The 20,273-nt window shown below is 49.9% G+C and carries 24 protein-coding genes; 22 read left to right on the forward strand and 2 right to left on the reverse strand.

The genetic code is table 11. From position 1 onward, the window contains the following. The coding region (locus R3196_RS04290) for a citrate/2-methylcitrate synthase (RefSeq protein ID WP_318935419.1) at window positions 1-284 on the reverse strand (284 nt) is incomplete at its 3' end. A 329-nt stretch (window positions 285-613) separates the two neighbouring features. On the opposite strand from R3196_RS04290, the gene sdhC reads away from it, so the two are divergent. From sdhC to R3196_RS04365, 16 genes are all read left to right on the forward strand, one after another. Beyond that, the gene (gene sdhC, locus R3196_RS04295) at window positions 614-988 is read left to right on the forward strand and encodes a succinate dehydrogenase, cytochrome b556 subunit (protein ID WP_318935420.1); all 375 of its coding nucleotides are present in this window, start codon (window positions 614-616) and stop codon (window positions 986-988) included. Beyond that, window positions 982-1,338, forward strand: coding sequence for a succinate dehydrogenase, hydrophobic membrane anchor protein (sdhD, locus tag R3196_RS04300; RefSeq protein ID WP_318935421.1), 357 nt, complete (start codon window positions 982-984; stop codon window positions 1,336-1,338). The genes sdhC and sdhD overlap by 7 nt, the downstream gene beginning before the upstream one ends. Before the next feature lies 1 nt (window position 1,339). Further along, the gene (gene sdhA / locus R3196_RS04305) at window positions 1,340-3,106 is read left to right on the forward strand and encodes a succinate dehydrogenase flavoprotein subunit (RefSeq protein ID WP_318935422.1); all 1,767 of its coding nucleotides are present in this window, start codon (window positions 1,340-1,342) and stop codon (window positions 3,104-3,106) included. A gap of 15 nt (window positions 3,107-3,121) precedes the next feature. Beyond that, window positions 3,122-3,835 carry a succinate dehydrogenase iron-sulfur subunit gene (locus R3196_RS04310; protein ID WP_318935423.1) on the forward strand — a complete coding sequence of 238 codons (714 nt, stop codon included), beginning with the start codon at window positions 3,122-3,124 and terminating at the stop codon, window positions 3,833-3,835. Between the two features lie 100 nt (window positions 3,836-3,935). Further along, a complete protein-coding gene (locus R3196_RS04315) occupies window positions 3,936-6,740 on the forward strand; it encodes a 2-oxoglutarate dehydrogenase E1 component (RefSeq protein ID WP_318935424.1) in 2,805 nt (934 codons plus the stop codon). A 12-nt stretch (window positions 6,741-6,752) separates the two neighbouring features. After that, a complete protein-coding gene (gene odhB, locus R3196_RS04320) occupies window positions 6,753-8,372 on the forward strand; it encodes a 2-oxoglutarate dehydrogenase complex dihydrolipoyllysine-residue succinyltransferase (RefSeq protein WP_318935425.1) in 1,620 nt (539 codons plus the stop codon). A 59-nt stretch (window positions 8,373-8,431) separates the two neighbouring features. Then, window positions 8,432-9,598, forward strand: coding sequence for an ADP-forming succinate--CoA ligase subunit beta (sucC, locus tag R3196_RS04325; RefSeq protein WP_318935426.1), 1,167 nt, complete (start codon window positions 8,432-8,434; stop codon window positions 9,596-9,598). After that, a complete protein-coding gene (gene sucD, locus R3196_RS04330; RefSeq protein WP_034774748.1) occupies window positions 9,598-10,470 on the forward strand; it encodes a succinate--CoA ligase subunit alpha in 873 nt (290 codons plus the stop codon). The genes sucC and sucD overlap by 1 nt, the downstream gene beginning before the upstream one ends. Before the next feature lie 130 nt (window positions 10,471-10,600). Beyond that, window positions 10,601-11,470 carry a DMT family transporter gene (locus tag R3196_RS04335; protein WP_318935427.1) on the forward strand — a complete coding sequence of 290 codons (870 nt, stop codon included), beginning with the start codon at window positions 10,601-10,603 and terminating at the stop codon, window positions 11,468-11,470. After that, window positions 11,457-12,128, forward strand: a complete 672-nt coding sequence (locus R3196_RS04340) for a response regulator transcription factor (protein WP_318935428.1) — start codon at window positions 11,457-11,459, stop codon at window positions 12,126-12,128. Before R3196_RS04335 ends, R3196_RS04340 begins: the two co-directional genes overlap by 14 nt. An 83-nt stretch (window positions 12,129-12,211) precedes the next feature. Continuing rightward, window positions 12,212-12,670, forward strand: coding sequence for a hypothetical protein (locus R3196_RS04345; protein WP_318935429.1), 459 nt, complete (start codon window positions 12,212-12,214; stop codon window positions 12,668-12,670). Then, on the forward strand, window positions 12,567-12,857 hold the full coding sequence (locus R3196_RS10935; protein WP_413242898.1) for a CPBP family intramembrane glutamic endopeptidase: 291 nt from the start codon (window positions 12,567-12,569) through the stop codon (window positions 12,855-12,857). The genes R3196_RS04345 and R3196_RS10935 overlap by 104 nt, the downstream gene beginning before the upstream one ends. Beyond that, a complete protein-coding gene (locus tag R3196_RS04350) occupies window positions 12,857-13,213 on the forward strand; it encodes a DUF488 domain-containing protein (RefSeq protein WP_318935430.1) in 357 nt (118 codons plus the stop codon). The genes R3196_RS10935 and R3196_RS04350 overlap by 1 nt, the downstream gene beginning before the upstream one ends. 67 nt (window positions 13,214-13,280) lie before the next feature. After that, on the forward strand, window positions 13,281-14,240 hold the full coding sequence (locus R3196_RS04355) for a calcium/sodium antiporter (RefSeq protein WP_318935431.1): 960 nt from the start codon (window positions 13,281-13,283) through the stop codon (window positions 14,238-14,240). Between the two features lie 182 nt (window positions 14,241-14,422). Further along, window positions 14,423-15,286, forward strand: a complete 864-nt coding sequence (locus R3196_RS04360; protein ID WP_318935432.1) for a hypothetical protein — start codon at window positions 14,423-14,425, stop codon at window positions 15,284-15,286. Between the two features lie 126 nt (window positions 15,287-15,412). Next, a complete protein-coding gene (locus tag R3196_RS04365; protein ID WP_318935433.1) occupies window positions 15,413-15,787 on the forward strand; it encodes an STAS/SEC14 domain-containing protein in 375 nt (124 codons plus the stop codon). Between the two features lie 62 nt (window positions 15,788-15,849). Here R3196_RS04365 and R3196_RS04370 read toward each other — a convergent pair whose 3' ends face one another. After that, complete coding sequence (locus R3196_RS04370) at window positions 15,850-16,482, reverse strand: hypothetical protein (protein WP_318935434.1); 633 nt, start codon at window positions 16,480-16,482, stop codon at window positions 15,850-15,852. Between the two features lie 177 nt (window positions 16,483-16,659). Here R3196_RS04370 and R3196_RS04375 point away from each other — a divergent pair, with 177 nt between their 5' ends. From R3196_RS04375 to R3196_RS04400, 6 genes are read left to right on the forward strand one after another with little or no spacing between them, the layout of a single operon-like run. Further along, window positions 16,660-16,878 carry a hypothetical protein gene (locus tag R3196_RS04375; protein WP_318935435.1) on the forward strand — a complete coding sequence of 73 codons (219 nt, stop codon included), beginning with the start codon at window positions 16,660-16,662 and terminating at the stop codon, window positions 16,876-16,878. Window positions 16,879-16,909: 31 nt separating this feature from the next. Then, window positions 16,910-17,218, forward strand: coding sequence for an excalibur calcium-binding domain-containing protein (locus tag R3196_RS04380; RefSeq protein WP_318935436.1), 309 nt, complete (start codon window positions 16,910-16,912; stop codon window positions 17,216-17,218). A 59-nt stretch (window positions 17,219-17,277) separates the two neighbouring features. Further along, entirely contained in the window at window positions 17,278-17,949 is a 672-nt protein-coding gene (locus R3196_RS04385; protein WP_318935437.1) for an SDR family oxidoreductase, read from the forward strand. 31 nt (window positions 17,950-17,980) lie between these two features. Next, window positions 17,981-18,550: an HdeD family acid-resistance protein gene (locus tag R3196_RS04390; protein WP_318935438.1), complete on the forward strand. Its 570-nt coding sequence runs from the start codon at window positions 17,981-17,983 to the stop codon at window positions 18,548-18,550. Between the two features lie 51 nt (window positions 18,551-18,601). Then, complete coding sequence (locus R3196_RS04395; protein WP_318935439.1) at window positions 18,602-18,967, forward strand: hypothetical protein; 366 nt, start codon at window positions 18,602-18,604, stop codon at window positions 18,965-18,967. A gap of 26 nt (window positions 18,968-18,993) precedes the next feature. Further along, the gene (locus R3196_RS04400; protein WP_318935440.1) at window positions 18,994-20,268 is read left to right on the forward strand and encodes a hypothetical protein; all 1,275 of its coding nucleotides are present in this window, start codon (window positions 18,994-18,996) and stop codon (window positions 20,266-20,268) included. The last annotated feature ends 5 nt before the right edge of the window (window positions 20,269-20,273 follow it).

Raw genomic sequence — 20,273 nt, forward strand, 5'->3', positions numbered from 1 at the left:
GGCGCTTCGCCGTGCAACAGCATGTAACAGACTTCAAGGTAGTCTGCCTGAGTTGCCAGCTGATCAATCGGATACCCACGATGCAGGAGAATACCCTTATCACCATCAATATAAGTAATCTTTGATTCGCATGAGCCCGTTGCTAAAAAGCCCGGGTCGAAGGTGAAGTAACCATGCTTGCCTAAAGTACGCACGTCAACTACATCATAGCCGGCTGTACCAGTTAATACTGGCAATTCAATGGATTGGCCGTCAATCTGCAGGGTGGCTTTACGATCAGCCATAAGGAAATCTCCTTGTTTGAGTCTGCTTCATCACTAAAAAGAGCGCTAGTTTTACTTCATTTTTACGGTGTTTGTCAATTCAAACGGCCGTTTAAACCAGTTTAAGCCAGCAGGATAAGACTAAGGTCGGATAGATTATTGTAATTGACTTTACCGCAGTGATCGAATTGCAAAAAAATTACGTTTTTAAGGGGAAAGGAGCCGCCAGAGAATTGTAATTAGTGCTATTGGCTTATATACTTTGGCGGCGATCTCACAGGGTCCTCTTTCCGGAGGATGTTTGAAGTTCCGAGCATGTTTATAATGCTTTTCCTAAAGGCACAACAATCGTGAAAAAACAAAGACCTGTACATTTAAACTTGTTAACCATCCGCCAACCTGCAGCGGCCATCAGTTCAATCCTTCATCGTGCTTCCGGCGTTATTATGCTGTTTGCCGTAGTATTACTGGTTTGGGCTTTAGCTGTGTCCCTTCAGTCGGCTGAAGGCTTTAACACCGTCTACGAGCTGTTTTCTGGCTGGTTCGCTAAATTTATCGCCTGGGGTATTCTCACCGCACTGGCGTATCACCTTTTAGCTGGTATCCGTCATATGGTGATGGATATGGGCTACTGGGAAGAGCGTGACTCAGGCCGCATCAGCGCCATTTCGGTGTTTGTGCTGGCGATTATTCTTTCGATTCTGGCAGGAGTCTGGTTATGGTAAAAGCAGCTGGAACCTTTGGCCGCAGCGGCCCTCATGATTTTATCCTGGTGCGAGCCAGCGCCATTATTCTGGCATTGTATGCCATTTTCCTGATGAGCTTTTTGGTTTCCGTAGATCAACTGACCTATGCGGTCTGGACCAACTTTTTCGCTGGTATGGGCGTTAAGATCTTTACCCTGTTGGCCTTAACTGCAGTGCTCGTCCACGGCTGGATCGGGACCTGGCAAGTATTAACGGACTACGTAAAAATCACCGGCTTACGAGCTTTTCTTCAATTTGTTTTCAGTGTTTCACTTATCATTGTCTGGTTAGCCGGTCTGTTGGTAGTGTGGCCTGTGGAGGGTGTGTGAAGTGAGCGTACAAACTCTCGAATTTGATGCCGTTGTTATCGGCGCTGGTGGTGCAGGCATGCGTGCCGCGCTGCAAATTACCGAATCAGGGCTTACTTGTGCGCTGATGTCTAAAGTTTTTCCCACCCGTTCCCATACAGTATCGGCGCAGGGCGGTATCACCGTAGCCCTGGGTAACGCCCATGAAGACAACTGGGAATGGCACATGTTCGATACGGTAAAAGGGTCTGACTACATTGGTGACCAGGATGCCATCGAATATATGTGTAAGGCTGGTCCTGAAGCTATTCTCGAAATGGAAAATATGGGGCTGCCATTCTCCCGTTTTGAAAACGGCAAAGTCTATCAGCGGCCATTCGGTGGTCAGTCCAAAGCCTTTGGTGGCGAGCAGGCAGCGCGTACCGCAGCTGCTGCTGACCGTACTGGCCATGCGCTGTTACACCTCTTGTACCAACAGAATATTAAAAACAAAACCACCATTTTCTCCGAGTGGTACGCGCTGGATCTGGTTAAAAACCAGGACGGAGCAGTAGTTGGTACCACCGCATTAAACATTGAAACCGGTGAAATTTTCTACATAAAAGCTAAGGCAGTGGTACTGGCCACCGGTGGTGCAGGACGGATTTACTCCTCTACTACCAACGCGCACATCAATACTGGCGACGGCGTTGGTATGGCACTGCGCGCGGGTGTACCAGTTCAGGATATGGAAATGTGGCAGTTCCACCCAACGGGTATTGCCGGTGCGGGTACCCTGGTAACCGAAGGTTGCCGTGGTGAAGGTGGTTACCTGCTGAATAAAGATGGCGAACGCTTCATGGAGCGCTATGCGCCGAACGCTAAAGATTTGGCGTCTCGTGATGTGGTAGCGCGGTCGATGATGACTGAAATTCGCGAAGGCCGTGGCTTTAAAGGCGATTCAGGCCCTTATCTGAAGCTGAAGCTGGATCACCTGGGCCGTGACGTGCTGGAAAGTCGTCTGCCTGGTGTTTGTGACCTGGCGAAAACCTTTGGTCACGTTGACCCTGCTGAAGAACCGATTCCGGTTGTACCAACCTGCCACTACATGATGGGCGGCATTCCGACCAATGTAGACGGTCAGGCGCTGTACATTGATGATAACGGACAGGCGACGGCTGTACCGGGCTTATTTGCCTGTGGCGAAATTGCCTGTGTATCGGTACACGGTGCTAACCGTCTTGGAGGTAACTCACTGCTCGACCTGGTGGTCTTTGGCCGCGCAACCGGCCTGCATCTGGGTGAAGTTCTGGCGGCAACTAACGATGTTCGGGATGCCAGCCAGGATGATATCGACGCAGCATTAGCGCGTTTCAATCGCTGGGAAAGTAATAAAGATGGTGAAGACCCGGTTCAGATCCGCAAAGATCTACAGAACTGCATGCAGATGAACTTCTCGGTATTCCGTGAAGGCGAAGCAATGAAAGAAGGTCTGGAAGAGCTGAAGAAAATTCGCGAGCGCCTGAAAAACGCGCGTCTGGATGACACCAGTAAAGAATTTAATACCCAGCGTATTGAGTGTCTGGAACTGGACAACTTAATGGAAACTGCTTATTCGACAGCAGTAGCGGCCAACTTCCGTACTGAAAGTCGCGGCGCGCATAGCCGGGCTGACTTCCCTGATCGTGATGATGAAAACTGGTTGGTACACAGCGTTTACCGTCCGGGCGATGAGTCGATGATCAAACGTGAAGTAAATATGCAGCCCAAGCTGCGCGAAGCATTCCCGCCCAAAGCGCGGACTTACTAAGGTTAGGTGAAAACGATGAAGAAATTGAGCATATCAGTTTATCGTTATAATCCGGACGTTGATAATGCGCCCTATATGAAAGATTACACCCTGGAAGTTGATGAAGGGCGTGACATGATGGTGCTGGATGTCCTGCAAAAACTGAAAGAGCAGGATCCGACATTGGCGTACCGCCGTTCATGCCGTGAAGGCGTGTGTGGCTCTGATGGTCTGAACATGAACGGCAAAAATGGCCTGGCATGTATTACCCCGTTATCAGCGCTCAAAGGCAGCAAAATTGTGATCCGTCCGTTACCCGGCTTACCGGTTATCCGGGATCTTATCGTCGATATGAGCCAGTTCTATACTCAGTATGAGAAAATTAAGCCGTATCTCATCAATGATGAAAAAACGCCGCCAGCGCGCGAGCGTCTTCAATCACCGGAAGAGCGTGCTAAGCTGGACGGCCTGTACGAGTGTATCCTATGTGCATGCTGCTCAACCTCTTGTCCGTCATTCTGGTGGAACCCGGATAAGTTCATTGGTCCGGCTGGTCTGCTGCAGGCATACCGTTTTCTGATCGATAGCCGCGATACGGCGACCGAGCAACGACTCGACGATCTGGATGATGCATTCAGCGTGTTTCGTTGCAAAGGCATCATGAACTGTGTCGACGTTTGCCCGAAAGGATTAAACCCAACCAAGGCTATTGGACACATCAAATCCATGCTATTGACTCGGGCGATTTAATATAATCGCTCTGATTTGCTATAGTTGTGGCCGAGCTGTATCGAAATAGCCATCCAGCTCGGATGGCTATTTTTTTATAAACAAGTGTGAAGGAACAGCGATGCAAGATGGCGTAATGCAAGCCTGGCTAGAATCCTCCCACCTTGCCGGTGGTAATATGGCTTATATCGAGGAGCTCTTTGAGCTATACCTCGACGATCCCACCTCCGTCAGTGATGAGTGGAGAGAGTTTTTCGATCAACTTCCGCACGACGATTCCAGTCGTGATATTAAGCACAGCCTTATCCGTGAAGAATTTCGCGAAGCAGCTAAAAACAAGCTGAAGCAGGTGGGCGGTAACGTAACCGGGCCGGACTTTAAACAGGTTAAAGTGCTGCAGTTGATTAACGCGTACCGTTTTCGCGGACACCAGCATGCCAATCTTGATCCGCTGAACCTCTGGCGCCAGCCCGAAGTCCCTGATCTCTCGCTTGCGCATCACGATCTCTCGAAAGATGATTTTGACACTGAGTTCAACGTGGGATCGCTGGCGGTAGGCCGCGAGACCATGAAGCTGGGTGAAATACGTGATGTACTTGATCGTATCTACTGTGATTCGATTGGTGCTGAGTACATGCACATTGTTTCAACCAAAGAAAAACGCTGGATTCAACAGCGTCTGGAAGGCGTTCGTGGCACCCCGACTTTTAAAGCAGAACAGCAACGCAAGATTCTTCGCGAACTGACTGCCGCCGACGGCCTCGAAAAATATCTGGGCTCGAAATTCCCGGGTGCTAAGCGCTTTTCGCTGGAAGGCGGTGACAGCCTGGTGCCTATGTTGAAGCATCTGATCAGCCGTGCTGGCGAGCAGGGTGGCAAAGAAGTTGTCATCGGTATGGCTCACCGTGGCCGGTTGAATGTATTGGTGAACGTACTGGGTAAGAAGCCACAGGAATTGTTCGATGAGTTCGCCGGTAAACATGGCGCCAGCAAAGGTTCTGGCGATGTGAAGTACCACATGGGCTTCTCGTCTGATTTCGCTACCCCAGGCGGTAACGTGCATCTGGCCCTGGCCTTTAACCCGTCGCATCTGGAAATTGTTAACCCGGTCGTGATGGGCTCAGTGCGCGCGCGAATGGATCGCCTGGACGATAAAGACGGTTCTAAAGTGATGCCAATTACCATTCACGGCGATGCAGCCATAGCTGGCCAGGGGATTGTGCAGGAAACTTTCAACATGTCGAAAACCCGCGCCTATCAGGTCGGTGGTTCGATTCGTATCGTGGTCAATAACCAGGTTGGTTTTACCACGTCTAAGCGCGAAGATGCCCGTTCAACGCAATATTGTACCGATATCGCCAAGATGGTGCAGGCGCCGATTTTCCACGTCAATGCAGATGATCCTGAAGCCGTTCTGTTTGTCTGTGAGCTGGCACTGGATTATCGCAATACCTTTAAGCGCGACGTGATGATCGACCTGGTCTGTTACCGTCGTCACGGCCATAACGAAGCAGACGAGCCAAGTGCTACCCAGCCGGTCATGTATTCAAAAATCCGTCAGCATCCGGTTGCCCGTGAGATTTACGCAGAGCGCCTGAAAAAAGCTGGTGTGATTGAAGACGATTATGCTGAAGATTTGATCAGCGACTATCGTGATCAGCTGGATAAAGGCGAAATAGTGTTGCCTGAATTCCGTGAAATGAAAGCACATTCAGTCGACTGGTCGCCTTATATCGGCAACGAGTGGGATGTCGACTATGACGCTAAAATCAGCAAAGACAGATTGAAACAACTGGGCGAAGCGATGAGCTCGGTGCCTGATAGTGTGCCGCTGCATTCACGCGTTCAGAAAGTATATGACGAGCGCATGAAAATGGCGCGAGGTGAAAAACTGGCTGACTGGGGCTTCGCTGAAACACTTGCTTATGCCAGCCTGGTTGATGACGGCTATCATATTCGCCTGACCGGTCAGGACAGTGGTCGTGGTACTTTCTTCCACCGTCACGCGGTGCTGCATAATCAGGACGACGCGTCGACCTATATGCCGCTGAACAATATCCATGCTGATCAGGGCCAGATTGAAATTTATGACTCGGTACTGTCAGAAGCTGCGGTTGTCGCTTTCGAGTATGGTTACGCAACGGCAGAACCAAAAGCGTTAGTGATGTGGGAAGCCCAGTTTGGTGATTTCGTGAACGGCGCCCAGGTCGTTATAGACCAGTTCCTGAGTTCCGGTGAGCAGAAGTGGGGCCGTCTGTGTGGCCTGACGTTATTGCTGCCGCACGGTTATGAAGGGCAGGGCCCGGAGCATAGTTCGGCACGGCTCGAGCGCTTCTTACAGTTATCAGCTGATCACAACTGGTCGGTCTGTGTACCAACCACCCCCGCCCAGGTTTTTCATATGATCCGTCGTCAACAACTGCGTCCGGTCCGCCGGCCGCTGATTGTGATGACACCAAAATCGCTCCTGCGGCATCAATTGGCGGTTTCGGATTTGGATGAGCTGACCACCGGCGTATTTCAGAATGCGATTGGTGAAATCGATTCATTGAAACCGAAAAAAGTGAAGCGCGTGATATTCTGTTCAGGCAAGGTTTTCTACGATTTATTGCAGGAACGCCGTAAGCGCGAGCAGGATGACGTCGCGATCGTGCGGATTGAGCAGCTTTATCCGTTTCCCGCTGAAGAAGTTTCTGAGATTTTGAAAGATTATCAGCATGTTAAGGACTTTGTCTGGTGTCAGGAAGAGCCGCAGAACCAGGGCGCTTGGTATAGCAGCCAGCATCATTTCCGCGGTGCCATTCCGAAGGGCGCAGATCTGACTTATGCAGGCCGTGAGGCGTCAGCCGCCCCTGCAGTCGGTTATTTGTCTGAGCATAATAAACAGCAGCAACGATTAGTCGATGACGCACTAACCATTAAATAGGTGATATTGACCATGGCTATAGAGATTAAAGTTCCCCAACTCCCTGAATCTGTTGCAGATGCAACAGTAGCGACCTGGCATGTGAAGCCGGGTGATAAAGTTTCACGCGACCAGAATCTGGTCGATATTGAAACCGATAAGGTGGTGTTGGAGGTTGTCGCTCCTGAAGATGGCGTGATTGATGAAATCATTGCTGACGAAGGGACTACGGTAAATGCTGAAGAAGTCATCGGTAAGATGAAGAAAGGCGGTGATGACTCGTCTGATGACTCAGACTCGTCTGATAAAAAAGAAAAGAAAGAGAACAAAGACGATAAAGAGAAAGAAGACAAAGACAGCGATAACGGCGACGAGAAAAAAGATAAAAAAGAGAAAAAAACCGCAGATAAGAAATCATCTGGCGGCGAAAAGCTTGAAGTGAAAGTGCCGACGCTGCCTGAGTCTGTATCGGATGCAACCATTGCCACCTGGCATGTTAAAGCGGGTGATAAAGTAACCCGTGACCAAAACCTGGTTGATATTGAAACCGATAAGGTTGTACTTGAAGTTGTGGCTCCGGCTGATGGCGTACTGGCTGAAATCAAGCACGATGAAGGCGACACTGTCGGCGCTGAAGACGTGATTGGTATCGTTGAAACCGGTGATACCGGTAACGGCGAAGAAGATAAATCTGAAGACAAGTCAGAAGGCAAATCTGAGCGCAAGGACAAAGAGTCAGATGAATCGGACGACAGCGACAAAGAAGTTGCTGGCCCTGCGGTTCGTCGCCTGCTGTCTGAGCATAACCTGAGTGTCAGTGATGTGAAAGGCACCGGTAAAGGTGGCCGTGTCACGAAAGAAGACGTCGAGAAACACGTGAAAGAGCAAGACAGCAAAAAAGACAGCGGTAAGAAAGAAGCGGCTAAGAAAGAAACCCCGGCGACTGCGGGCGATCGTGACCAGAAACGGGTTCCTATGACTCGTCTGCGTAAGACCATTGCAAAACGTCTGCTGGAAGCGAAAAACGCGACTGCCATGCTGACGACATTCAACGAAGTCAACATGAAGCCAATCATGGATCTGCGCTCGAAATACAAGAAAGAATTCGAAGAGCGTCATGACACCCGTTTAGGCTTTATGTGCTTCTATGTAAAAGCAGTAACTGAAGCGCTGAAGCGGTTCCCTGAAGTGAATGCTTCACTGGACGGCGATGACATCGTTTATCACAACTATTTTGACATCAGCATTGCGGTATCTACCCCACGTGGACTGGTTACTCCGGTACTACGTGACACCGATAAGATGAGCATGGCTGATATCGAGAAGAACATCAGAGAATTGGCTGAGAAAGGACGGGATGGCAAGCTGACCATGGATGACATGCAAGGCGGCAACTTCACCATTACCAATGGCGGAGTATTTGGCTCGCTGCTGTCGACACCAATTCTCAACCCACCACAAAGCGCAATCCTGGGTATGCACAAAATTCAGGATCGGCCTATGGCGGTTGACGGTAAGGTGGAAATCCTGCCGATGATGTACCTGGCATTGTCATATGATCACCGCATCATTGACGGTAAAGAGTCGGTTGGCTTCTTAGTGGCCATCAAAGAATTGTTAGAAGATCCGCAGCGCATGCTGCTGGATATTTAACTCTTGGGTAAGCAGCCCGCCGGGCTGCTTTAAATGTTCAAACGAATTGGAAAAACATCATGAACTTGCATGAGTATCAAGCCAAACAACTATTCAGAGAGTTTGGTTTGCCAGTATCTGAAGGTTACGCAGTTGACACTGCTGATGAAGCGGTAGAAGCGGCCAAGAAAATTGGCGGTGACCGCTGGGTAGTTAAAACTCAGGTTCACGCAGGCGGCCGCGGTAAAGCGGGCGGCGTAAAACTGGTATCCAGCCTCGAAGAAGTACGCAATTTTGCTAATAACTGGATCGGTAAAAACCTGGTCACCTATCAAACTGACGAAAACGGGCAACCAGTTGCAAAAATTCTGGTAGAAAGCCTGACTGATATCGACTCAGAACTGTACCTGGGCGCGGTAGTTGACCGTGCGACACGTAAGATTGTGTTCATGGCGTCTACTGAAGGCGGCGTGGAAATTGAGAAAGTTGCTGAAGAAACCCCAGAAAAAATTCTGAAAGCCATTATCGACCCGACTGTTGGCGCGCAGCCGTACCAAGGCCGTGAGCTTGGTTTTAAACTGGGTCTGAACCAGGATCAGGTTAAGCAATTTACCAAAATCTTTATGGGCCTGGCGAAGATGTTCGAGCAGTATGATTTCGCACTGCTGGAAATCAACCCGCTGGTTATCACTGAGCAAGGCAACCTGCATTGCTTAGACGGCAAAATCAACATCGACGGCAACGCGTTATACCGCCAGCCGAAGATTAAAGAAATGCACGATCCGTCACAGGATGATGAGCGTGAAGCCCGTGCTGCTAAGTGGGAACTGAACTATGTAGCCCTTGATGGCAACATCGGTTGTATGGTTAACGGTGCTGGCCTGGCCATGGGTACCATGGACATCGTGAAGCTGTCTGGCGGCGAGCCGGCGAACTTCCTGGACGTTGGTGGCGGCGCGACCAAAGAGCGCGTATCTGAAGCATTCAAAATCATTCTTTCTGACGACGCTGTGAAAGCGGTTCTGGTTAACATCTTCGGTGGTATCGTTCGTTGCGATATGATCGCAGAAGGTATTATCGGTGCTATCGAAGAAGTTGGCGTTAAAGTACCCGTGGTTGTGCGCCTGGAAGGGAACAACGCAGAGAAAGGTCGGGATAAGTTAAAAGAGAGTGGCCTGAACATCATCGCAGCTGAGAGTTTGTCTGATGCGGCTGATAAAGTGGTTGCTGCGGCAGGAGGTCAATAATGAGCATCTTGATCGATAAGAACACCAAAGTTATTTGCCAGGGTTTTACTGGCGGTCAGGGTACTTTCCACTCTGAGCAAGCTATCGCTTACGGAACGCAAATGGTTGGCGGTGTAACGCCAGGCAAAGGCGGCCAGGAGCACCTGGGCTTACCGGTATTTAATACCGTCCGTGAAGCCGTTGAGCAAACTGGCGCAACCGCATCGGTAATCTATGTACCAGCGCCATTCTGTAAAGATTCAATCATCGAAGCGGCTGATGCCGGTATCGAACTGATTATCTGTATTACTGAAGGCGTGCCAACGCTTGATATGCTGTATGTGAAAGAGTATCTGACACATAAAGGCGTACGCATGATTGGACCAAACTGCCCGGGCGTTATTACTCCTGATGAATGCAAAATTGGTATCATGCCTGGCCACATCCATAAGAAAGGGAAGGTGGGCATTGTTTCACGTTCAGGTACCTTAACTTATGAAGCAGTTAAGCAAACCACAGACGAAGGTTTCGGCCAGTCTACTTGTGTTGGTATTGGCGGCGACCCGATTCCGGGTTCTAACTTCATTGATATTCTGAAGTTATTCGAAAAAGATCCGGAAACTGAAGCGATTGTGATGATCGGTGAAATCGGCGGTACTGCAGAAGAAGAAGCTGCAGAGTACATCAAAGAAAACATCAGCAAGCCTGTTGTATCTTACATCGCCGGTGTTACCGCACCTCCGGGTAAGCGCATGGGCCACGCCGGTGCGATTATCTCTGGTGGTAAAGGTACTGCGGACGAGAAGTTCGCTGCCCTTGAAGCTGCTGGCGTTAAGACTGTACGTAGCCTTGCTGATATCGGTAAAGCACTGCGTGAGAAAACTGGCTGGTAATGTAACCGCTGGTAATCGAACATCTGAAAGGCCGCTCAGTGATGAGTGGCCTTTTTTATTGCTTGAACCAAAAAATGTTAACCCTTATTGTCGGTAATTATCGAACCGACAAAGTAGCCGGCTTAACGACATGAAAACCCTTATTTTTCCTGTGCTCGCACTCATCGCCTTTGCGGGTAACTCGGTATTGTGCCGGCTGGCACTTGCTGAGGGCGCTATTGATCCGGCCAGTTTTACCATGATTCGGCTGATCTCGGGCGCGCTTATACTGGCGATCATTATCCTGTTTAACCGTCCGCCTGCTGCCGATGGGCAGAAGGGCAGCTGGGCCGGTGCCGCCATGTTGTTCGTCTACGCGCTGGGCTTTTCATATGCTTATGTATCACTGGATACCGGTGTTGGTGCCCTGATTCTGTTTGGTGCTGTGCAACTGACGATGATTCTGATTGGTCTGGCGACCGGCAACAAAATCCGTTATCCGGAGTGGGCCGGGCTTGTTATGGCTTTTGCTGGCTTTGTCTACCTGATTCAGCCACGACTTGCTGTGCCAGAATCAGGCGCAGGCGTGGCGCTGATGACCCTGGCCGGAATCGCCTGGGGGCTTTATTCGCTTAAAGGGCGCGGCTCCAGGGGCGCGATTAACGACACCGCCTATAACTTCTTCCGGACCATCCCTTTTGTTCTGGTGCTGGCATTGCTCACCCTCGACGGAGCGTACTGGTCGCAAACTGGCTTACTGCTGGCAGTGGCATCAGGTGCGGTGACTTCCGGTATTGGCTACGCGCTCTGGTATATAGCACTGCGTAACCTATCGGTGACCGTCGCAGCAGTCGGTCAATTATCAGTACCGCTGATCGCTGCAGCAGGGGGCGTTATTTTTGCTGGTGAACTCATCAGTATACGGATGTCACTGGCAGCAGTGCTGGTACTGGGTGGTATTTTTATCGTGGTGATGAGTCGTTACCGTCACGCCAGGATGGTGGCCCGTGAAGGAAGCTGAGTACCGCCGCCTGCGCTGGGCCTACAGACGCGCCATACTGGGCGCTACAGCCCTTAATCTGGTTATTGGTGTAGCAGCAGTGCTGGTGTGGTTTAAATGGCAGCAACCAGGCTTTCTGGACCGCGGCCAGCTATTTCTGATCTTGCCGCTGTTGTTGATCTGGACCATTTTATTGAGAAAGTTTCCGCTGCGTGTTTATCAGATCCGCCGCGACCTCATTTCGCGCCGGGTTGAAACTGTCATTGGCGCTGGCGTGCTACATCCCAAGCCCGGCTTTCGTTTGTTTGCGCCGCCACGCCAGGAATTCACCCTTGATGGGCTGTCATTTAACGTCGACGGGCTGTCGGTTAGTGATCTTTATCTTGGTAAAAAAGTGCTGGTGCGTTACGCCTGTCATTCCGACACCTTATTATCGGTGCAGAAACTAGATACCGGTAAGGTCAGGGCCGACACCGGTGTCGAATTCAGTGAACAGGAAATCGCTATACTCAGGCTGATGCGCGATGGTCAGTCCGATAAGCTCATCGCCCGTGAGCTGGGGCTCAACCCCACTACCATCCGCACCTATAATTCAAACCTGTACCGCAAACTGTCGGTAACCACTCGCAAGGCGGCAGTAGCTCAGGCCTGGCGGCTCGGCCTCTATGATGTTAACTGACATCAACTGACATCAGCGCCCGGGAAATCCCTGCCCAAGCCCTTTATGCTGCAAAAAACAACTGCAGGTAAGGGGGACATATCATGCTGAGCAGCAAGTTAGCAGGGCCGTGGAGCCGGGGGCAGGGCTTCGTCATATTAATTAGTTTTGTGGTTATTTACTTTGGCCTGTCATGGCTGAGTATGCTGGCGGTAAAATACACCATTGGCTTTGCAGAGTTCTGGGGCGACAGCAAATATCCACCGGCTATGCTGCTGACATTAAGCCAGTTGCTTAAGGCTTTGGTTATTCTGGCGGTGATCTGGCCGCTGGCACTCAAACGTTATCAGGTATCCTGGACGGCTCTTGGTTTTTGCCGTGCCAGACTGGGCGGCCTTCGCGGCAGCGCCGATTCAGCTTTCCGGCACCAGCGCGCTGCACCTCATCCTCTTTCTGCTCATGACGGTGCTGATCACCCCAGTGGTCGAGGAGATTTTCTTCCGCGGCTTCTTGTTTCAGTGGATGGCCAGCCGGCACCGTTTGTGGTTAGCCGCGCTGATTAGTTCGGTGATGTTCGGCGCCTCGCATATTATTCCGCCACAGACCATAAGCGCTGCAATAATGTCTTTGTTAATCACATATTTATTTGTCGCCAGTAAGTCGCTGTGGCCGCCGATTGTTTGTCATATCGTCAGTAACCTGCTATCCGTTAGTGGTAACCTATTTATCCCGTTACTGGAGGTTGGTTAATGGAAATTAAGCTGAAACGCGTATATGACGACCCCGCAGACGATGATGGCCGCCGCATACTGGTTGACCGCATCTGGCCGCGCGGACTGTCCAAAGACGAAGTGCAGGTTGATGAATGGATGAAGGACATCGCTCCATCAGATCAATTACGTCAGGAGTTTCATGAGGGCGAACGGAGCTGGGGAGAGTTCCGCAATGCCTATATGGAAGAACTAAAACAATGTCGCAATGAATTACAGCAATTAATTGGCCTCTGTAAGGACGACAAAGTGACCTTGCTCTTCAGTTCAAAGGACGAGCAACACAATAACGCCATGGTGCTGAAAGATTATTTGAAAATGCTAGAGGCTAACTGATCCGAACGACCTGGTTCCAATATACAATAGCGCGGTGGAAAACTTTTTTAGAATGTGAGGACGAGTTATGGCGATGGATTTATTGTTTGTGCTTATCGGAGTGGCTTTGCTGACAGGCGGCGGTGAAGTTCTGATCCGTGGCGCATTGGGCGCGGCTAAACGGCTCAACGTGTCGCCTTTACTGAGCGGCCTGGTTATTGTTGGTTTCGGTACCTCCTCGCCGGAACTGGTCGTTTCTATTGATGCAGCAATTAACAACCAGCCTGATATCGCTATAGGCAACGTGGTTGGCAGTAATATCGGCAATATCCTGCTGATTTTAGGGCTATGCGCGATGATTTCGCCGATGGCGGTTAAACCCCTGGCGCTGCGTCGCGACGCCATTACCGTGGTTGGTGCCAGTGTATTATTTATGGTGCTGGTTGCTGGCAGCGCCTTAGCCCGACCGGATGCTTTTATTTTATTACTGGGCTTAGCTGCTTACCTGGTATGGGCTTACTGGACTGAGCGTGGTCACAATTTGCCCTCGGGTGAAGTGTATCAGGCTGAAGCTGAAGAGATTAAAGCCGTGCCTGAGTCCGTATGGTTTACCACGGGCGCGGTGTTGCTTGGTCTGGCCCTGTTGATTGGTGGTGCGCGCATTCTGTTGCATGGCGCCGTATCTATTGCTGAAGATTTTGGCGTATCAGAAGCGGTTATTGGGCTGACCCTGGTTGCTGTGGGCACCTCGTTACCTGAACTTGCGATCTCCGTGATTGCGGCATTTCGCCGTCATGCCGACGTAGCAGTGGGAAATATCCTGGGCAGTAACATCTTTAACCTGCTCGGTATTCTGGGCATTTCCGCGCTGCTGCAACCACTGCCTGTCGCGGCTCGTATCGTGCAGTTCGATCAGTGGGTACTGTTAGGTACCGCAGTGCTTCTATTGGTATTTTTATATACCGGCCGCCGGCTAAGTCGGCTCGAAGGAAGCATACTATTCAGCGCTTACGTAGGGTATATACTGCTAAGTTTTTATGGCTTTTAAACAACGGCTTATTGATTCTAAAGGCTTGCAGAGGAGTGTTAACAAAATAGTCTAAATTCGCCATTCTATCTGTTTTGTTATATTTATTGATCACTTATTAATCATTGGCCTATCTTGTGTAGCGGCCTGACTTTCAGGCCGCAAAAGTTACGTAACTTTTCACAATAAAATTAGGCCTTGTCATGAAAAATAATAAAAAATACTTCCTTTCTTTATTTGCTATACCTTTTTTGATGTTGGCTTCTCCTGTTAGCGCAGAAGAGAAAACAGTGGTTATTAAAGGCGACTTTGTTGGCGGACATGTTTACCTCAACGGCGGTTATGCTAATACGGCTATGACTTATACCGCTACAGCGACATACGACGATGGCACTCCTCTGGTTTACAGCTACTACTATTATGAGCCGCCCGCAGTCGTCTCTTATAGTGTAAGTGTATATGATGCTAACGGCGATGAAGTTTTAACCCGCGAAAAGCAGGTAGCCCCGGGCGATTACAATCGCTATTTATTTACCAACCAAAATTATTATAGCTATGGCGATGTCGCTTATTGGCTGAGTAGTAACTCGCAAGGTTGGTACTACTACGACTACAGCTACGTTTATTTATACAGTCCTATACATGGCGACCTGATAACGTCCTTTGACCCTTATCCGGTGTTTAATGAAGCTCCGACAAACGGATATTTTCAGTTTTATTTCAGTTCCGCCTCAGAGTATCTGAATGGTTATGGTCGGATCTTGAGCATCACGCCGGAAATCACGGATACTGATGGCGATGGCATCAACGATGATCTGGATTTTTGCCCGGCGTCTGATCTGAGCGACACTGTGGTGGTAGGTACTAATGATTCAGGTGTGACCAATCATCTGAATGCCAGCGGTTGTACTATTACCGACGAAATCAACGCTTGTCGTGTTGAAGGCCAGAATCATGGTCAGTTTGTCAGCTGTGTATCTGATGTAACCAACAGCCTGAAAGATGCTGGTGTTATATCTGGTAAAGAAAAAGGTAAAATCCAGAGCGCTGCTGCTCGCAGCAAGTAATTTAGCAATGAGCAGTTAAAGCTAAACTGGATTTTTGCAAGCCGGGGCCACTTCAGGTGTCCCCGGTTTTTTTTGGATTTGTTTGCTAAGCTGACTGTAAGCTCTTGCACAACGAGGAGAAAATGCGTGTTGAATATTAACTTGCTGGATACCGATGCTATCGCGATTCTCGAACCTAAAGGCCAGCTGTCAGAGGCAGATTTTAAGTTTGCTTCCGAGGTTATCGATCCTTATGTAGAAAAATCAGGTGGGTTAAAGGGCATTATTATTCGTAGTAAAGAGTTTCCGGGCTGGGATTCATTCTCTGCTTTATCGGAGCAGGTCAATTTTGTAAAAGACCATCATAAAAAGATTTCGCACGTGGCCGTTGTTACCGACTCATCGCTGGCAGGCCTAGCCGAAAAAGTGGGCGGGGGATTGGTAGATGCCAAGATTAAGACATTCTCATACGACGAACTTGAACAGGCGAAGTCCTGGATTCTTGCCGAACAAGGGGAATAAAAAAGGCGCTTTTAAAGCGCCTTTTTTATTCCCCTTGGATATTGCCTTTGGAGCACCTGCCATTACGGATGGTCGTACAGGGTAGTGACATAATCCGCTTCAAAGACCTGGCCTTCAAAGAGATCGTTATCGATCTGGCCGGTAACGCTAACTACATCGTTAATGCTGACTTGCTGATAGCCTTCGTCATCCAGCGGATCGTAAGGCATTTCATCGGTTTCAACAGTCACTAAGCGGCTGCCAGTATTGATAGTAAATTCACCGGCGACGGGATCAACCGCTGATACGGTACCGCGAATGGTTGCTTCTGAAACCACAATGGGCACAGTGAAGGTGTACATACGCTCGTCTTCATCAATAGCACTGGCATAGAAGTAAGTACCGATGTTTTCTACGTACACACTACTGGCGTCGATGGAGGTGGTTTCGAAAAAGTCGTCGTCGATAAGACCTGAAACCGTTACTTTATCGTCGGGCAACAGCTTGTATGCGTCGGCATCGCGGTCACCGTCCGTCATTTCGACGCTGATAGTGCCGTTACCGTAATTAAGAATAAAGCTGTCTGGTGATACAGACTCTACCGTACCGCTAATCTGTATCCAGGTATCATCAGGTTGCTGATACGGGTTCTGGCTCCATGCCGGAGCGGTAAGTAAAACACTGGAAATTACTGCAACAAATTTGCTGGTATACACAGTTTCCTCCTTTTGTTTTAACTAGCTGAAAATGAGTTAACTAGCCTTATAAACATAGGCTAGTCTCGCTCAGGCTGTCAAATTAGGGGGGGCGAAGGCGCCTTGTTGGGTAGATGCTTTGCTGTTACATTAATTTTTATTATCAAGCAGAAGCTAGTTAAAACAAGGATGATTTAAATGAATATCAACATGACGCTCATTGGGCAGGGATTTCTGATTATCGCGGTAATTTTTGGGTTATTGAGCTATTACCTTGGCAGAAGAAAAACAACTAATCCTGTTATTGCGGGCGTTATCGGGTTTATATTATCGCTGATACCATTGTTTGGAGTTATTTACCTGGCCATTCTGGTACTGAAACGAGATGTAAGCGAGCCACAATCACCTATCGCCTGATCAGCCCTTAGACGCGTTGCGGAGTCCGGCCATGAAAAAAGTTATCTTACTTATTCTACTGGTTGCTGCGGCCTGGAATTATTACCTGACCGAGACGCAGCGGGTCAACGTGAAACAAACGGTGAGCCAATATACCCAGCCCGACACCCTCAACAGAGTCCTCACGGGTAAAGCGCCACGATACGCTGCAAAAGACTCTGCGTTCCGCTGTGACGGGCGCCAGTATTGTAGCCAGATGAAGTCCCGCGCAGAGGCAGAATTTTTCGTTCAGCATTGTCCGGACGTCAAAATGGACGGCGATAACGACGGTATGCCTTGCGAAAATGATTCGCGCTTCTAGACTTAATTATAATAAATACGGCCAGTTAGTCATTGAGGTAGATACGCATGGAGTCGGGAATGCTCACTGATAAACGGATATTAGTTACCCATGCTGAGCGTTTTATGGGGCCGGCCCTGGTGGATGAATTCAGGCGCCAAGGTGCAACGGTGATTGCCGATAACAACGACTTGCAGACCTCGGATGCAGTGAAAAAGGTTATAAATGAGGCCGGTGATATTGATGTATTAGTGGTGAACCTGGCGATTACTGCACCTGCTACACGCCTGACGGAGGTCGACAGCGATGAATGGAAAAGCGTATTCGCTGCGCTGGTCGATCCCTTACCAAGGCTGTTTAAAGCCGTATTGCCGGCGATGATTGAGCGGCAGCGCGGAAAAATACTGCTAATGGGCAGTGCCGCGGCGTTACGTGGTATGAAACGCACCTCCACTTATAGCGCCGCTCGCGGTGCGCAGCTTGCCTATATGCAGGCTGCGGCAATTGAAATGGCGCCACACTATATTCAGATCAATGCGATTGCACAGAATTTTGTCGATAATCCGACTTATTTTCCGGCGGAAGTGCAGTCTGATCCGCGCTTCCAGGCAAGGCTAAAACGTGAAGTGCCGCTGGGCCGGCTGGTTTCGGCGGCCGAGGATGCCGCTTTTGCCGCTTATTTGTGCAGTGATAAAGCCGATTGTTTTGTTGCTCAGGTATTCCCGGTTACGGGAGGCTGGATTAATCGCTGACAACCATTAATGATAACCTCAGGAGAATCTTATGAATAATGATGTAAGCCTCACAGGTGCTATTGCTCGGAACTGGTGGACTCTACTGTTGCGGGGGCTGATCGCGCTGGCCTTCGGTCTTTTTATTTTCGTTCAGCCAGATATCTCACTGACCGTACTGATTCTGGTATTTGGTATTTTTATCTTTGCTGACGGCATCCTAGGTGTTTGGACGGCGCTGGCCGGACGTCAGACTGACGATGACTGGTGGGTCTGGTTGCTCTGGGGATTGATTGGCATAGGTATCGGTATTCTTGCTTTTTTAGCGCCTGATATAACGGCCCTGGCGCTACTGTTTTACATTGCCATCTGGGCTATCGCAACTGGCGTACTGCAACTGGTCGCAGCCATTCGCTTGCGTAAGGAAATTACCGGCGAGTGGTTGCTGATTGTCGGCGGGATCGCTTCAGTACTGCTGGGTATTTTACTTATAGCCCAGCCTGGCGTTGGTATTCTGGCGTTGCTCTGGCTGCTCGGCGCATATGCGGTCTTATTCGGTCTGGTCATGATATTTCTGGCCTTTAAAGCGCGCTCCTTTGGCCGCGAATCAGTCAGTTTATAATCAAGTCAGCTATGCTATTAATTCATATGTTCGATAATGAGGAGCATCGTAGTGCTGAAATTTGACACTGAGAAAAAGAAACGTAACTACCTGGGTATCGCCTGGCTGGTCGCAATGTTTGATGCCCTGGCTTATCTGCCGGTGGGCCTGGCTGCAATAATGTTGTGGTTGCTGGGGCCGGCCGCTGAATATGGTAGTGAAGGGGGTTGGATATACCTGCTGGTTTCAGGGTTCTGTCTGATCATCTGGGTTTCTGCGGTCACTTATCTGGTGATGAATAAGCGCTTTTCAGCGGACAATTTCCCGACCGCATTGCGCTATAGCTTACTGCCGATGATCGGTATGGGCGTCGCTGCTGCTGGCTTGCTGCTGGTATTTATCGGATTTATGGCGGGCAGCCTTGGTAAGGCCTATTAAGACCATGATGCGCCCGGGAATAACCGATGAGTAGCAAAAAGCTGTTGTTGGGATTGGCCGCGGGCGCTGCCGCAATCTGGGTGGCAGCGCAGTATTACAGCGCTTCAACCACTGAAGATATCAGTGTCACGATGCAAAAACAGAACGGCACGGAATGGTCGGTGCTGTATCAGCTGGAAAAGCCAACGCAACGACTGGCTTTTGTGCGTAATCCTGATCATACCCGGGTTGAGCGCTGGCAGCCTGTTTCGGATTACTTCATGGTGGCGGTGGATACGGCCACTGGACAGGAATTTATCAGCCGCCGGGATGGCCAGCCATTTAGTGAAGTCAATATCGGACTTACACCCACCTACACCCCCTTGCTGAAGGATTACGCGCCTTTTTCGCCCTTTACTGACGGGGGCATGGGCTGGTTCTCCGGTCGGTTTAAGGTTTGCCCGCTGACCTGCGATGATGCGATGCGGCTGACCTATGACTTTCATATGCAGGCCGAGCCACTAGATTATATCCGGCTGCCCGGACAGAATGCCCGGCAGAGCGCTAACTGGCAAGAATCAGCCGATGATGGTGTGATGGTTTATGTGGGCCCCCAGGCCCCCTCCGTGAATGGTCTGCAAAGCATTATTGATCCTGGCCTGCCACAGGCTCTGCAAAGCAGCCTGCAACAGGATTTGCCTCCCATAATGAATTATTTCTCGGCGCGGCTGGGTGAGTTGACCGTGCGGCCAATGGTGATGGCGTCGTTCAGCAGTACTGATGACGGACGTTACGGGCAGCAGGGCGGCGTTATCGGTTCGCAGTTATTTGTACACTGGTATGGGCATAGCCTTTATGAGCGCATGCAAAGCACTGAATTTGTCAACGAAACCCTGTGGTTCTTTGCCCACGAAGTTGCCCATCTGTTTCAGGGCAATTTGTTTGATAATGATAATGCCTGGATTCATGAAGGTGCCGCAGAATTTATGGCCTATGAATACCTTCATAATCAGGGCGTAAGCGACAACTTTCTGAGCCAGCGGCTGGAGACCGCTCTGACGTTATGTGAGCAACCTCTTACTGATGAGCAGTTCGCTAAGCACTATGCCTGTGGTCTGGTGGTTGCTGAGCGTATCGATCAAGAGCTGAAGAGCGACTACCCCATCGGGCTATTCAGGCTCTGGGAGCTTTACCAACTGCAGATTGAAAAGAATCCCGGCGAGGAGGGGGCTGACACCTATTTCCGAATCCTCGCCGAACTGACGTCAAAACGGTTTGCTGCCAGCATACAAAACTACCTGGAGCACCAGTTCAGTCATTGACAGCC

Origin of the sequence: Pseudidiomarina sp., from assembly GCF_033722695.1 — a bacterium.
GTDB lineage: Bacteria > Pseudomonadota > Gammaproteobacteria > Enterobacterales > Alteromonadaceae > Pseudidiomarina.